Source organism: Variovorax sp. GW821-FHT10B04, from assembly GCF_059415645.1.
Genome location: NZ_JBWKNQ010000004.1, coordinates 604,943 through 619,367, shown reverse-complemented (window position 1 = coordinate 619,367; position 14,425 = coordinate 604,943). Strand labels below are relative to the sequence as shown.

The window sequence follows — 14,425 nt, the reverse complement described above, 5'->3', positions numbered from 1 at the left end:
GCGCGCACGCGCTTGAGGAACGCCTCGTCGGTGGCGCCGGACTGGCCTGCCATCACGAGTGCGGGGTCGCCGGGCGCGGCGCGCACCAGCATGAAATTGAAGATGGCGATCAGCAGCAGGATCGCAAGCAACTTAGCGAGGCGGGCGCTCAAGGCGCCCGCTTTCTTCAGCCAATGGAGGTTCATGGATCGATTCGTGGAGCAGGGGAGGCCCGCACTGCACGAGGGCGAGCCATGGGGGCATCAGCCCTTGAAGTAGACCTTGTCGAAGCTCTCGTGGATGCCGATGCCCGTGGTCACCAGGTTCTGTATGCGCTTGTCGTAGATGGTCGGGAATTCCATCTCGACCAGCCAGGCGATCGGCGAGTCCTCGATCAGGATCCGCTGCATCTGGCTGTAGAGCGCTTGGCGCTTCTTCTCGTCGATCTCCACGGCCGCTTGGTCCGACAACTTGTCGACCTCCGGATTCGAATAGCCGATCGTGTTGGAAAACAGGACCTTGCGGATGTTGGAACTCACATAGTTGCGCGTGACGCCGAGTGCCGGATCGGCATACTGAAACGGCCACGTGAGATTCATGTCGTAGTCCCAGTTGCTGATGCGCTGCGCCCAGCCGCCCGCGTCGGATGTCTGCAGCGTCACGGCCACGCCGATCTTCGCCAGCGACTGGCGGATGTACTCCGAGACCCGCATCGGCATCTCGCCGTAGGGTGCGACCGGCAGGTTCAAGCGTGCCCGCACGCCGCTGGCGTCCGGCTTGAGTCCCATCTCGTCGAGCAGCGCAAGGGCCTTCGCCACCGAGAATTCGTACTTCTTGACGTCCGGCTCGTAGAACCTGGTCTTCGACGAGATGGGGCCCGTCGAGATGCGGCCGAAACCGTAGAGGATCTTGTCCTTGATGAAGTTCCTGTCGATGGCATGCGACACCGCCTGACGGAAGCGCTTGTCGTTCATCGGCGCATTGCGCTGGTTCATCTCGAGATACATGATCGGCGCGAAGAACTCATAGCCCTTCGTCGTCATGCTCAGCTTGGCCGATTTGGACAGGCGCTGCGCATCGAAGAGTTCCAGATCGGTCCATTGCGAGAGCTGGGCTGTGCCGTTCTCCATGGCCAGCGCGCGCGACGAGCCATCCGGAATCACGCGGTAGAGGATGGCATCGAGATAGGGCAGGCCAGGCTTGAAGTAGGCCTCGTTGCGCACCAGGTGGATGTGCGAGCCGCGCACCCATTCCTTGAGCTTGAACGGGCCGCAGCCGATCGGGTTCAGGTTGGCCGGGTTCTTCATGATGTCGGTGCCGGCATAGACATGCTTGGGCATGATCGGCATGTTCGAGATGTCGAACGCGTTGATGAAGGCGCCGAAGGGCTCGCTCAACCGGAAGACCACTGTCGCCGGATCCGGCGCAGTGATCGAAGCGCAACGCGCGAAGATCGCCTTGGCGCGCGGATGCGCCTGTGGGAGGAACTCCAGCGCCGTGTAGACGACGTCCTCCGACGTGAGCGGCTTGCCGTCGTGCCACTTGATGTTGCGTTCGAGCTGGAACGTGTAGGTCTTGCCGTCCGGCGAGATGGTCCAGCTCTTGGCGAGGCTGGGCAGCGGCTTGAGGTCGAAGTCATAGGTCAGCAGGCTCAGGAACATCTTGCTCGCGACCGTCTGGGTCGGCGTCTGCTGGTTGACGCCGATGTTCAACGTCGGCGGCTCCGGCTGCAGGATGGCGTTGAGCGTTCCACCGGACGTCTGGCCGTGCGCCAGGGTGATGCCCAGCGGAATCTCGACCAGGCCGAGCGCGCCGCTCGTCAGCAGAAACTTATGGAAATCTCTTTTGTTCATGGGGCAATCCTCGGGGAGGTGAATGATGAGAAGTCGAAACGGTGGCGTCGTCGATTCAGTCGACGAGCAGTTTTCTGGAGCGAAGCCAGTCGCGCACGATCAGGGACGACGCGAGCAGCAACTCGGGCTGGCCCGCGTAATAGTGGGTGGCGCCGGGTATCACCTCGAAGGTCTTGTCGGCGCTGCCGCACGCGGCGTACAGCCATCGCATGTGCGGCTGAGGAACGCAGTCGTCGGCCTCGTTCTCGATGCCGAGGAAGGGAACGGTGATCTCCGAAACGCAGCGCAGTCCGTCGGCCCGGCTGTCATCGATCGACCATTGGGAGAGCCATGAACGCAACATGGAAAAGCGTGCCAGCCCGACCGGTCCGGTATTCACCGTCTCCGGATTGCCGAGATAGCACCAGCGGGCGCGTCGGCCATTGGGGTCGAGGGTCGCGTCAAGATAACGCGGGTCGGCCAGCGTGCGGTGTGTGACGAAGCCGCGCTCCATCTCCCCGGTGGCGGCGAGCCGGAGCTGGTCGAGGGTCTCGCGCACGCGTTCGGTGATGCGGCGCACGCGCATCAGTTGCGCTGCGCGGTAGTGCGCTATGAAGTCGTCCGAATAGCGGGGTTGATTTGGATTGTCCGGGCTGTAGATATCCAGTTCCGTGCGGCGCGGCGCATCCGGATTGGTGTCGTTCAGGACCGACGGATCGATCATGTCGCGCAGCATCACGGCACGTGACAGATGCGCCGCCTGGCACACCACCGCATCGGCGGGGATCAGGCGCGCGCCCACGATGTCGACCGGATCGCCGGCCGGCGTGTGCGTGATGCGCGGCCGCTCGGCCTGGGACTGATAGAACACCGAGAGCGATCCGCCGCCGCTCCAGCCGGCGAGGATCACGCGCTCGTAACCCAGCCGCTCCTTGGCATGCCGGATGTGAGCGCCCAGATCGACGATCACGTTCTCCATGATCAGCGCGGAGTCGTTCTTCGCATAGCGGCTGCCGGCACACAGCACATGGACGCCGAGCTCGGCCATCTTGCGTGGCACCGGGAGCAGCTGAAGCGTGGATGCCGGATGCATGAACACCAGCAGCGTCTTCGATGGTTTGCCGGCGGGACGCAACAGGATGCCTTCCAGATTCACCGAGCCCTGGTTGCCGGCGAAGCCATAGGTCTCGTTGAATGCCAGCGTTTCCTTGAAGTGGATATGCAGCCAGTCGGCGGAAATGGCATGCAGGGTCTCAGTCATTGCGCGGTCCTTCAGCGCAGCCTCGTGGGGCTGCATCGGTCAAACATCGTGGGTCGGCCGGAGGCATCCCGACAAACTCTATACAGTCGTATAAAAGAATGATGTCCGATGCTTCTCAGAAACGCAAGAGATTTCGCAAGACCGGTCGAGCACGGCAACGGCGCGGCGCGCCGGACTCCCAGGGACTCCGGCGGCGGCATGGGTGCGAGAAGATGGATGACGCCGGCGCGCGCAGCGTCGCGGGGCGGACGGCCGAGGCGGCCGTGCCCTGAATCCGGCGCGCGGATTCAGGGCGGGAATGTCGAGCCGGGAAGACCGGCTGCGACCTGCGGGTCAGGTCAGTGCGGGACCGCCGCCCTGCGCTTCGACAACTCGATCTTGGCGATCGCGTTGCGGTGCACTTCGTCCGGGCCGTCGACGATCCGCACGGTGCGCTGGTGCGCATAGGCTTCGGCCAGCCAGAAGTCCTGGCTGACGCCTGCCGCGCCATGCGCCTGGATCGCCCAGTCGACCACCTTGCACGACATGTTGGGCGCGACGACCTTGATCATCGCGATCTCGGCGCGCGCTTCCTTGTTGCCGACGGTGTCCATCTTGTAGGCCGCGTTCAGCGTCAGCAGGCGGGCCTGGTCGATCAGGCAACGCGACTCCGCGATGCGCTCGTGCCAGACCGACTGCTCGGCCAGCGGCTTGCCGAAGGCGATGCGTGCGCGAAGGCGGTCGCACATCAGTTCGAGTGCGCGTTCGGCGGCGCCGATCGAGCGCATGCAATGGTGGATGCGTCCCGGGCCGAGGCGGCCTTGCGCGATCTCGAAGCCGCGGCCTTCGCCCAGCAGGATGTTGCCGACCGGAACGCGCACGTTCTCGAGCAGCACTTCCATGTGGCCGTGCGGCGCGTCGTCGTAGCCGAACACCGACAGGTGGCGCAGCACCGTCACGCCGGCCGTGTCGCGCGGCACCAGCACCATCGACTGCTGCGCGTGGCGCGGCGCCTCGGTGTCGGTCTTGCCCATCACGACGAAGATCTTGCAGCGCGGGCTGCCGGCGCCCGAAGAGAACCACTTGCGGCCGTTGATGACGTACTCGTCGCCTTCGCGCGTGATCGTGCACTGGATGTTGGTGGCGTCGGACGAGGCCACGGCGGGCTCGGTCATGAGGAAGCCCGAGCGGATCTCGCCGGCCAGCAGCGGCTCGAGCCATTGGTCCTTCTGGGCTTCGGTGCCGTAGCGCTCGATGGTTTCCATGTTGCCGGTGTCGGGCGCCGAGCAGTTGAACACCTCGCCCGACCAGGAGACGCGGCCCATCAGCTCGCACAGCGGCGCGTAGTCGAGGTTCGAGATGCCGGGCACGCCGCGGTGCTCGTGCGGCAGGAACATGTTCCACAGGCCGGCCGCACGCGCGATCGGCTTGAGTTCCTCGATCAGCGTCGACACCTGCCAGGCGTTGCCCTGGCGGCGGAAGGCGTCCATCTCTTCGTGATAGCGCGCTTCGTTGGGATAGATGTACTGGTCGAAGAACTGCCGCATGCGCTGCAGCAGGTCCTGGGTCTTGGCGGAGGGTTCGGCGAACATGGCAAGGTCCTCGGAGGAATGAGTGGCCGCGGCGTGCGCGGGATACGTTGGATTAGAACGGCCGCGCCCGGCGGTCTTCGTCACGCTGGCGACCGATCGTCGCCTTGGCGACGGCGTGCATGCGGCCGTCGGTAGACTCTTGCGCAAGCCAAGGGCAACGCTTGCCGAATAGCCAACGACATCCCCTCACGAGGCACTTCGATGCGCATTCGGATTCCCGCTCTCCCATGGCTCGCCGCCGCCGCGCTGGCGCTTCTCTCGACACTCCCGGCCCTTGCGCAGGGCAGTCCGGCCACACCGGCCGCGCAGGTCTTCTCGTCCGGCACCAGCCACGACAAGCGGCACATCACCTACACGGTCCAGCGCGACGGCAGCTACGTGCGGGACGTCGAGCTCGTGCGGCTGGTGGACAACGATGCGGGCGTGCGCGCCGAAGGGCAGCAGACCGTGCCGTACAGCGCGAGCCTGCAGTCGGTCGAGATCGTGCAGGCCCGCGTGATCACCGCCAGGGGCGAGACCATCGACGTGCCGGCCTCGGCCATCCTCGACCAGCAGCCCTATCTGTCGCAGGGCGCTCCGGCCTTCAGCGACGTGGTCGCCAAGGCCATCGTGTTCCCGCAGGTCGGCGTCGGTGCGCGCACCGTCGTGCACTACCGCGTCACGCAGAAGAAGCCGATCCTGCAGGGCTACTTCAGCGCGGAAGAGTTCTCGTCGCAGCACGACGTGCGGCGCGACGTGGCCTACACCGTCATCGCGCCGGCCGACATGCCCATGCAGGTCGTCGGCGGTGGCTTGCCGATCGTGAAGACGACGCTGCCGGACGGCCGTGTGCAGTGGCGGGCGCAGACCACCAATGCCGTGGCGATTCCGCACGACATCGGCGGCGTTTCGTTCCGCGACTACAGCCAGAGCTTCGTGGCCAGCAGCCTGCCGTCGGGCGAGACGCTCGCCGAGGCCTACCGCAGCCTGGCGGGCGACCGCAGCCGGCCGACGGCCGCGGTGACGACGCTCGCGCAGTCGTTGACCCGTGACATCGCCGACCCGCGCGAGAAGGCGAAGGTGCTCTACGACTGGGTCCGCACCAACGTCCGGTACGTCGCGATCTTCCTTGGGCGCGGCGGCTGGCAGCCGCATGCGGTGGACGACATCCTGGCGGCCGGCTATGGCGACTGCAAGGACAAGGCGACGTTGCTGGGCGCGCTGCTCGAGGCGGCCGGCATCGCCAGCACGCCGGTGCTGGTGAACGCCGGCAACAGCTATTGGATGTCGGAGCTGCCGACCATCCAGTCCTTCAACCACATGATCACGTACGTGCCGGCGTTGAATCTCTACCTGGACGCCACCGAGCGCTGGGCGCCGTTCGGCGTGCTTCCGCCGGAAGACGCGAACAAGCGCGTGCTCCATGTGGCGGATGGCCGTTGGGCGACGACGCCGTCCTCGGAAGCGGTCGCGACGATGCTGCATCGCGTGACGACCGGCGCCGACGGGCGCGTCACCGGCCGGCTGGAAGTGAAGGGCCAGGGCGCGCAGGAAGTGGGAATGGGCCGCGCCTTCTCGGGATGGGACGCCATTCCGGACGCCACGCTGATGCCGCCGCTGCTGAATGTGATGCAGGTGCGCGGCGAAGGCCGGCTGGTCCGGGCCAAGGCCGGGGAGACGCGCGACCTCGCGTCGCTGGCGCTGGAGTACAGCGGCGCGGGCCCGATGGAGCTGCCGGGGCCGGGCGCCATGCGCTTGCCGGCATCGCCCTTCGTGCTCGTGGCCGGCCCGGCGGCGCTCTACCAGACGCCGCGGCGTTTTCCGTTCCCCTGCCCGTCGTTCACCTTGCGCGAGGAGTTCGACCTCGTGCTGCCCGACACGGTCAAGGTCACGCGCAACTTCGCGCCGCTCGCGCAGACGGCCGAGAGCGACGGCGCCCGGCTGCGCTATGCCGCGACGGTGGTTCAGGAAGGCCATCGCACGGTCGTGAAGCGCGAGCTCGTGGCCGAGCGCCTGAAGACCATCTGCAGCCCCGAAGACCAGCAGCGCTGGCAGCCGCTGATCGAGGCGGCGCAGCGCAACTTCAGGTCGCAGCTGCTGTACGAGTAGGCGTTTCAGGCCGGCAAGTGGCGCGACGATGTGGCGCCATTGCCAATGGACAGATGGCCGCTTGGATCTATTGCTTGGAATTCTTGGGCGGGGCGGACTCGATCACGGTCACGATCTGCTCGACGATCGATTGGCGGAGCGGGTCCGAAAGCTTTTTCCCTGACAACGACTCGTAAACCCAAAGTCCATCCGCGGCGAGTCGCGCAATGAAAGCAGCCAATGCCTGGCTGTCCTCGGGATCATTGGGGGGTGGTGAGCCCCAGCCATCGATCACAGCATCCCAAGGTGCGGCGGTTGCCGGACTTTCGGCCGAATGGAGTATGGCGACCAACTCGGCTCGATTGGCACTCTGGGAGCTGGTGCGTGCATACGCGATGGCGCGCTCCTTGGCGGTCGCCGCCGACTTGGATTTGCCCGCGAGGGACTCCAGGCTGGCTTCCCATTGGGCGGCGAGGTGTTCGTGGATTGCAAGGATCAGCGCGTCCCGCGCGGGAAAGTGATACATCATCCCGCCCCGCGTCACGCCGGCCTCTGCAGCGACGGAATCGAATGTGACCCCGATCAAGCCGTCACGGTTAACGACGCGAACGGCAGCGTCCAGGATCTTGTCGCGATTGCTCGGACGCATGGCTTCTTTTGTTCAATGCGAGTCGACACGCAAGCCGGACGACCCAGGGCCGTGACCTCGGAGCAATACCGATGTCACCAAGGCGCCGATGCCCAGCACGGCGACGATGACGTACATGACGATCAAGAAGCTCCGGTCAAAAGCCATCGATGCGGCTGCGATGAGAGTCGGGCCTACTGCACCACTTTGCGCAGCAGTCGCCAGCGCTTGAGTCATGCTGTCACGGGCATTATCGGAGACACCTGCCGGCAGTTGTATGCCCGCGGAATAGATCGCTGCCATCAGGCTTCCGAGCAGCGCCACGGCAAGCAAGCTCCCGAATTCGTACGAGACTTCTCCAACCGATGAGGCCATGCCCGCCCTGCTGCGTGGCACATTGCCGATGACTGCACCGGATGCCACGGACATCACCGCACCGAGACCGAATCCGGTGGTTGCCAGGCCCGTCGCGACCCATCCCAGGCTGGTGTGAAATCCGAAGCAAGTCAGGGCGACACCGGCCGTTCCCAAGGCCAGACCGCCGCCGATCAGTGGAAGAAGTCCTGTTCGGTGTACGAATGCACCTCCGAGCACACCGCTGGGAAGAGCTCCCATGGCGACTGCGCATACCAGGAGCCCGGCCTCGAGTGGGCTGAAACCCGAGACCAGTTGGTAGCGTTGTGTCACCACGAGTTGCAGACCCGCAATGGCGAACAACGAAAAGGAGCAAGACAGTGCGCCAGCCAGAAATGCCGGATTGCGGAAGATCGAGAAATCCAGCAAAGGGTATAGGAGCCGAGACTGTCGACGAACGAAGAGCGTGCACGCGACCACCATCACCAGCAACGCCGCGCCTGCGGCTCGCCAGGAGGTATCGGAATGTGCAATTTCCTTGATTGCCACGACCAGACCGACCAGCGCAAACAATACCTCCACCGACGAGACCAGGTCCCACGGCTTTGACGGGTCAGACTTGATGCGCGGCGCCAGGAAGAAGGCGCTGATGGATGCCGCAAGGACGACGGGCACGTTCAGCAGGAACACCGACCCCCACCAGAAGTGGTTCAGCAAGGCACCGCCGACGATCGGGCCCACTGCGCTTCCGACAATGGCCATGCATCCCCAGATGGCCATTGCGAGGTTTCGCTCACGTTCGTTCCTGAAGGTAATGAAGATGAGTGCCGATGTGGAAGGCATCATCGCGGCCGCGCCGACACCCAGCAATGCGCGCGCGGAGATCAGCATCAGAGCACTCGGGGCGAAGGCTGCAATCAGCGATGCAACGCCGAAGATGCACAGGCCGCCGAGAAACATCTGCCGGTGCCCTATGCGATCACCGAGCGTCCCGGCACCGAGCAGCAGGCCTGCCATCACCAAAGGGTACGCGTTGATGATCCAGAGCGACTGAATGCTGTCGGCTTGCAGGTCGCGCACCAACGTGGGAAGCGCGGTGTACAGGACGGAATTGTCCAGAGTGATCAGCAGCAATGCGCCTGCGACCGTCACGAGAAGCGCCCATCGGCGGGGTTTGGAATCGATCATTCAGTCCTGACGGCGCAAAGCCAATGTAGTAACTATACATTCTAGAATGTATAGTTACTCATCAACCATTTTTATGTGCCCGTCGGTCCCCGCGTTCCCACGGCGGATGGGTCACGCTGGCGCGACCTTCTTCCCAACCAGGCTACGAAAGGTGCCGCCGCAACAGCCATCAGCGCGATGACCGCGGCCACATAACCCACGCTGCCTGCGCCCCATGCCGGAATACTGAGCCCGCCGAGGATCGCGCCGAAGGCGATCCCCGCATTGGCGGCAGACACGTTCAGCGTGCCGGCCAGCGCCTGAGCGTGCGAGGCCGCCTTCATGACGCGGATCTGGCAGACCGGATACAGCGCCGTGTTCGCCACGCCCCAGACCGCCAATGCGAGCGCGAGCCATGTCCATGTGCCGGCCAGCAGCATCGTGGCGGCCATGCCGGTGGCCAGCAGCACACAGAAGGCCGCGGTCGTCGCCAGCGGATGCCGGTCGACCCAGCGCCCGCCCAGCCAGTTGCCGACGAGGCCGACGGCACCGAAGCCCATCAACCACCAGCCGAGCTGCGCTGGCGGTACGCCGGCGACATGCTCCAGCATCACGGCGAGGTAGGTGTAGGCCGTGAACATGGCCGTGAACACGAGCACCGACAGCGCGACGTTGGCGACGAAGAACGGATCGCGCAGGATGCGTGCCTGCTCGCCGAGCCGCAGCCGTTGCGGCGTGCGCAATGTCGGCATGCACTCCCGCATCGTCACCGCGATGAGCAGCGAGAGCACCGCCAGCACGCCGAACGCGCCGCGCCAGCCGATGACGTCCGCGGCCACGGTGCCCAGCGGAATGCCGAAGAGCATGGCGGCGGAAATGCCGAGATAGACCATCGACACCGCACGGCCCGCGCCCGGCGGCCCGGCCAACTGCCCGGCGGTCTCGCTCGCCGTGCCCCAGAACACCGGCAGCGCCAATGCGGGGATGAAGCGCGCGATCGCGAGAACCCACAGGTTCGGTGCCACCGCCGCCAGCGCATTGGCACCGGCGAACAGCAGCAGGATGGCGACGAACAGCCGCTTGCGCTCGATGTGCGAAAGCCAGGCCGTCAACACCGGCCCGAGGAGCATCACGACCACCGCGAACAACGTCACCAGCTGGCCTGCGGTCGAGATCGAAATGCCGAGGTCGCGCGCCAGCGCTGGCAGCAGCCCGACGATCAGGAACTCGGTCGTCACGATCACGAAGGCGGCGACAGCCAGGATGAAGATGGATGCATTCCGGCCGCAGGCGGTCGATGGCAGGTGGACGGTGTTCGGCGACACCGATTCGATGGGAGACATAGGGAAATCCCTGACAAACAATCCGGCAGAGGATATTGAGGAAAAGGGTTCTTGTTTTGGATGGTTATTCCATAGACTGTGGCATTCAATTCTCGAATGACAGGTGGTCTATGGGTCCATCGGAGCGCATGAAGGGCATCGAGGCATTTGTCGGCACTGCGGATGCCGGCAGCTTCACCGCGGCGGCCGAGCGCTTGAACCTGACGAATTCCGCTGTGGGCAAGGCGGTCGCTCGCCTGGAGGCGCGTCTCGGCACGCGGCTGTTCGACCGGACGACCCGCAAGCTGAGCCTGACCGACGCGGGCGCCGCGTTCTACCGCGTCTGCGTGCGCGTGATCGGCGAGCTCGAAGCGGCGGAGCAGGTGCTGGCCGCGGAACAACTGGCGCCTTCCGGCCGGCTCCGGGTGGACTTGCCGGCCACGTTCGGCCGCCTGAAAGTCATGCCCCTGTTGCTGGCGTTCACCCGGCAATACCCCGCCGTCCAGCCGCATGTGTCGTTCACGGACCGCTTCGTCGATGTGGTCGAGGAGGGCATCGACGTGGCCGTGCGCATCGGTGGCGACGACGCCTGGCCGGCCGCTCTGGGGCATCGCCTGCTGGGGGTCGATCACCTGATCTTCTGCGCGTCGCCCGGCTACCTCGCGCAACGCGGCACGCCGGCCTCGATCGAGGAACTGGGCGATCACGATGCGGTGACCTATGGGCGCGCGGATGGCAGCGCAAGCCCATGGCTGATCGCGCAGGGTGCGGGCGCCGTCGAGCGCCGCGTGGTGCAAGGCCGCATCGTCGTCGGCAATGCGGAGGCGCAGGTGGCGGCAGTGCTGGCGGACTGCGGCATTGCACAGCTCGCAACCTGGGTGGTCGAAGACGCCCTGCGCGAAGGTCGCCTCGTGCAGATCCTTCCGGACTGGGCGATCGACGGATTGCCCCTTCACCTGGTCTGGCAGCGCAACCGGCAACTGCTGCCCAAGGTCGATGCGCTGTTGAGCTTTCTCGGGCAGGCGCTGACCATCCGCTGATGCGTGCCTGGCGCGCCAGCCCTTCTATTCCGCGCTGATCTTCCCTTGCGTCACGATCGCGGAGAACTTCGCGTCTTCCTTCTTCAGGAAGGCGGCGAAGTCCTTCGGTCCGAGTGCCATCGGCGTCACGCCGCTCTCCTCGAACTTGCGTTGCAGCTCCGGCGACTTCAGCACCTCGAGCAGCTCGCTGTTGAGGCGCCCGACGATCGCCGGGTCGGTGCCGGTCGGCACGAAGATGCCTTGCCAGACCGTCACGTCGGCGCCCTTCCAGGCGTCCACCGTGGCGAGCGACGGCATGCCGGGCATCGCGGGCGACGGAGCGCCCAGCACGCCATAGGCCTTGATCTTGCCGGCCTGCACCTGCTGCATGACCATCGACAGCGGCAGCACCGCCAGGTCGATCTGGTTGCCGGCGAGGTCGGTCACGATCTGCGGGCCCACGCGGTAGGGGATGTGCACCATCGACACGTGGCCCTGCTGCTTGAGCATTTCGCCGCCCAGGTGCAGCGAGGTGCCGACGCCCGAGGTGGCGTAGCTGAGCTTGCCGGGTTGCGCCTTCATTTCGGCATAGAGCGCCTGGGCGTCACGCGCCTTCAGCTCGGGCTTGCCGACCAGCACCAGCGGTTGCGAGCCGAGCAGCGTGACCGGCTCGAAGTCCTTCAGGCCGTTGTACTTGACGGTGCTCGGCGTGACCATCCGCGCGATGACGATGGAGCTTTCGACCGACAGCAGCAGGGTGTAGCCATCGGGTTTGGCGCGGGCCGCCTTGTCGGTGCCGATCACGCCGCCGGCGCCGACGGTGTTCTCGATCACCACCGGCTGGCCGAGGCGCCGGGCCAGTTCGGGTGCGACCCAGCGCGCCATCACGTCGACGTTGCCGCCGGCCGAGTACGGGACGATCAACGTGATCGGCCGCGAGGGCCAGGTGTCGGCGATGGCGGCACCGGTGCCGAGGACGGCGCTGAGCGCCCAGGCGGAAAGAAGCGTGCGGCGCAGGAAGTTGGGGCGTGTCATGGGAGGCTCGTTGCGTTGGATGCGGTGGTCGAAAGGTGCGGCGCCGGGGCGATGGCCGCCAGCTGGTCGTCGAAGCGTTGCCGGAGCGCAGCCTTGGCCGCGTCGCCGAGCCAGCAGGCGTCGACGCCGGCCAGGCTCAAAGCGCCGGCCTCGGCCCAGCCCCACTGCAGGCCGTCCAGCACGTGCTGGTAGGTGTGGCTCATGTCGGTGTGGAACATGGCCGGGTCGTCGGTGTTGAGGGTGATGCGCAGGCCCGCATCGGCCATCTGCCGGATGGCCTGCAGCCGGCGGTCGCGGTTCTTCGCCACGCTGGTCACGCCGCAGGTCGTGAAGAAGACGCCGCTGTCGCGCGCGCGCTGCACCGTGGCCGCGTCGGCCAGCAGGTTGTAGCCATGGTCGAGCCGGTCGCACTGCAGCAGGTCGATGCAGTCGTCGAAGTGCGAGGGCGGTGCTTCCGCCAGCGTCTGGTTGTCCTCGCAGACGTGTGCTGTCTTGCGCAGGCCGGCCTGCGTGGCGCGCCGGTAGACCGCCTGGAAGGTGGCCGGCGGGCCCGCGCGTTCGGGGCCGTCCAGGCCGATGCCGACCACGCGCTCGTGGCGGTTCGCCAGCACCAGGTCCATCGTCTCGGCGGCACTCGAAGGCGACCATTCGCGGTCGAACGCGACCAGCAGCAGCGCCGATACGCCAAAGTCCCGCTCGGCCTCGGCGATGCCCGCCGCGAGCCCGTCGACCTGCGCGCGGTACGACGCGCCCGCGGGCATGAAGTATTGCGGGTTGAAGGACATCTCGGTGTGCAGCACGTTGCCGAGCCGGAAGGCGTCCTCGAGCGCCTCGTAGGCGACGCGGGCGAAGTCAGCCGGCGTGCGCAGCACCTGCGCCACCAGCCTCAGCACTTCGATGAAGTCGTAGAAGTCGCGGTAGACGTACAACTGGTCGGCCGGCCGCGGCAGTGCAAGGCCGTACCGGGCGGCGAACGCCGCGAGGGTCTGCGGGCGCAGGGTGCCCGCGACATGGCAGTGCAGTTCCACCTTGGGAATGCGGGCCACGAGCGTGGAAGAAAGTGCGTTCATGGAAGCGGTTCGATGAGGAGCCGCGACCTTAGGCCGAACGCCCCGTCGGCGCGAGACCACGCGATGGACTGGTGGTTATGGCGCCGCTGTTATGACCCCGCGACCGCTGCGGCACACTGTCGGGCATGAGCAAAGCGCCGCGCCCCGACCCGTCCGTCTCGCTTGCCGGGGACGACCCGGGCCGGCGGCTGGACCAGTCGCTGGTGCGCTCGCTGCATGCGCTGCTGTCGGAGGCGAGCGTGTCGGGCGCCGCCAGCCGGCTCGGCATCGCGCAGCCAGCGATGAGCCGGCACCTGAAGGCGCTGCGCGAACTCACCGGCGATGCGTTGCTGGTGCGCGTCGGCAACCGGATGGTGCTGACGCAGCGGGCCGAGTCGCTGCTGACGCCCGCGCGGCGCATCCTGGCGGACCTGTCGATGCTCACGGCCGAGGCGGCCGACTTCGATCCGGCCCGGCTGCGGCAGAGCTTCCGCCTGGCGACCTACGACTTCCTGCCGCGGCCCTTCTTCGCCGACCTGACGCGCCGCATGGCGCAGGCCGCGCCCGACTGCGACATGGTCATCCGCGGGCTCGGCACGCGCTTCGAGCACTACCAGCAGCTGGCCGATGGCGAGATCGACATGGTCATCACGCTGTGGCCCGAACTGCCCGCGCACCTGCGGGCCACGAACCTGCTGACCGACGGGCTGGCCTGCGTGATGCGGCAGGGCCATCCGCTGACCACGCAGCCGCTCACGCTCGAGGCCTATCGCCGTGCGAGCCACCTGTCGTCGCTGGAGCATGTGCCGGGGCAGGGCGCGATCCTCGATGCGCAGCTGGCGGACCTCGGGCTGGCCGTGCACACGGCGGTGCGCACGCAGTTCCTCGGCATGGCGCCATCGATCCTGGCGGCCACCGATCTCGTCTTCACCACCGGCCGGCTGCTGGCCGAGGACATGGCCCGGCAGGTACCGCTGGCCATCGTGGCGTTTCCCGGGCAGGTGAAGCCCTTTCGCTACAAGCTGGTGTGGCATGAACGCACCCACAAGAACCGCGCCATGGCGTGGTTCCGCGGCGAGCTGATCGAGGCGGCCCGCACGCTGGCGCGGCGCGCGCAGGCGGCATGACGTCTGCGCCGTGA

General features: G+C 66.4%; 11 protein-coding genes and 1 pseudogene. 3 read left to right on the top strand and 9 right to left on the bottom strand.

Going from position 1 to position 14,425, the window contains the following annotated elements; genetic code table 11:
- From AC07PZ_RS13945 to AC07PZ_RS13930, 4 genes and pseudogenes are all read right to left on the bottom strand, one after another.
- Window positions 1–185 (bottom strand): annotated as a pseudogene (locus AC07PZ_RS13945) (ABC transporter permease); the annotation flags it as partial.
- Window positions 186–242: 57 nt separating this feature from the next.
- On the bottom strand, window positions 243–1,832 hold the full coding sequence (locus AC07PZ_RS13940; RefSeq protein WP_495295687.1) for an ABC transporter substrate-binding protein: 1,590 nt from the start codon (window positions 1,830–1,832) through the stop codon (window positions 243–245).
- 55 nt (window positions 1,833–1,887) lie between these two features.
- Window positions 1,888–3,072: an alpha/beta hydrolase gene (locus AC07PZ_RS13935; RefSeq protein ID WP_495295686.1), complete on the bottom strand. Its 1,185-nt coding sequence runs from the start codon at window positions 3,070–3,072 to the stop codon at window positions 1,888–1,890.
- Between the two features lie 338 nt (window positions 3,073–3,410).
- On the bottom strand, window positions 3,411–4,643 hold the full coding sequence (locus AC07PZ_RS13930; protein ID WP_495295685.1) for an acyl-CoA dehydrogenase family protein: 1,233 nt from the start codon (window positions 4,641–4,643) through the stop codon (window positions 3,411–3,413).
- 201 nt (window positions 4,644–4,844) lie between these two features.
- On the opposite strand from AC07PZ_RS13930, the gene AC07PZ_RS13925 reads away from it, so the two are divergent.
- Window positions 4,845–6,731 (top strand): DUF3857 domain-containing transglutaminase family protein, encoded by a 1,887-nt coding sequence (locus tag AC07PZ_RS13925; RefSeq protein WP_495295684.1) that lies wholly within the window; start codon window positions 4,845–4,847, stop codon window positions 6,729–6,731.
- 67 nt (window positions 6,732–6,798) lie between these two features.
- Here AC07PZ_RS13925 and AC07PZ_RS13920 read toward each other — a convergent pair whose 3' ends face one another.
- From AC07PZ_RS13920 to AC07PZ_RS13910, 3 genes are all read right to left on the bottom strand, one after another.
- Window positions 6,799–7,359 carry a TetR/AcrR family transcriptional regulator gene (locus tag AC07PZ_RS13920; RefSeq protein ID WP_495295683.1) on the bottom strand — a complete coding sequence of 187 codons (561 nt, stop codon included), beginning with the start codon at window positions 7,357–7,359 and terminating at the stop codon, window positions 6,799–6,801.
- 12 nt (window positions 7,360–7,371) lie between these two features.
- Complete coding sequence (locus AC07PZ_RS13915; RefSeq protein ID WP_495295682.1) at window positions 7,372–8,880, bottom strand: MFS transporter; 1,509 nt, start codon at window positions 8,878–8,880, stop codon at window positions 7,372–7,374.
- A gap of 71 nt (window positions 8,881–8,951) precedes the next feature.
- Entirely contained in the window at window positions 8,952–10,202 is a 1,251-nt protein-coding gene (locus AC07PZ_RS13910) for an MFS transporter (protein ID WP_495295681.1), read from the bottom strand.
- Window positions 10,203–10,312: 110 nt separating this feature from the next.
- Here AC07PZ_RS13910 and AC07PZ_RS13905 point away from each other — a divergent pair, with 110 nt between their 5' ends.
- Window positions 10,313–11,221, top strand: coding sequence for a LysR family transcriptional regulator (locus AC07PZ_RS13905; protein WP_495295701.1), 909 nt, complete (start codon window positions 10,313–10,315; stop codon window positions 11,219–11,221).
- 24 nt (window positions 11,222–11,245) lie between these two features.
- Here AC07PZ_RS13905 and AC07PZ_RS13900 read toward each other — a convergent pair whose 3' ends face one another.
- Both AC07PZ_RS13900 and add read right to left on the bottom strand, forming a co-directional pair.
- Complete coding sequence (locus AC07PZ_RS13900) at window positions 11,246–12,235, bottom strand: Bug family tripartite tricarboxylate transporter substrate binding protein (RefSeq protein WP_495295680.1); 990 nt, start codon at window positions 12,233–12,235, stop codon at window positions 11,246–11,248.
- Window positions 12,232–13,305 carry an adenosine deaminase gene (gene add / locus AC07PZ_RS13895; RefSeq protein ID WP_495295679.1) on the bottom strand — a complete coding sequence of 358 codons (1,074 nt, stop codon included), beginning with the start codon at window positions 13,303–13,305 and terminating at the stop codon, window positions 12,232–12,234. The genes AC07PZ_RS13900 and add overlap by 4 nt, the downstream gene beginning before the upstream one ends.
- Before the next feature lie 125 nt (window positions 13,306–13,430).
- Between add and AC07PZ_RS13890 the strand changes: the two genes are divergently transcribed.
- On the top strand, window positions 13,431–14,411 hold the full coding sequence (locus tag AC07PZ_RS13890) for a LysR family transcriptional regulator (RefSeq protein ID WP_495295678.1): 981 nt from the start codon (window positions 13,431–13,433) through the stop codon (window positions 14,409–14,411).
- Window positions 14,412–14,425 lie beyond the last annotated feature (14 nt).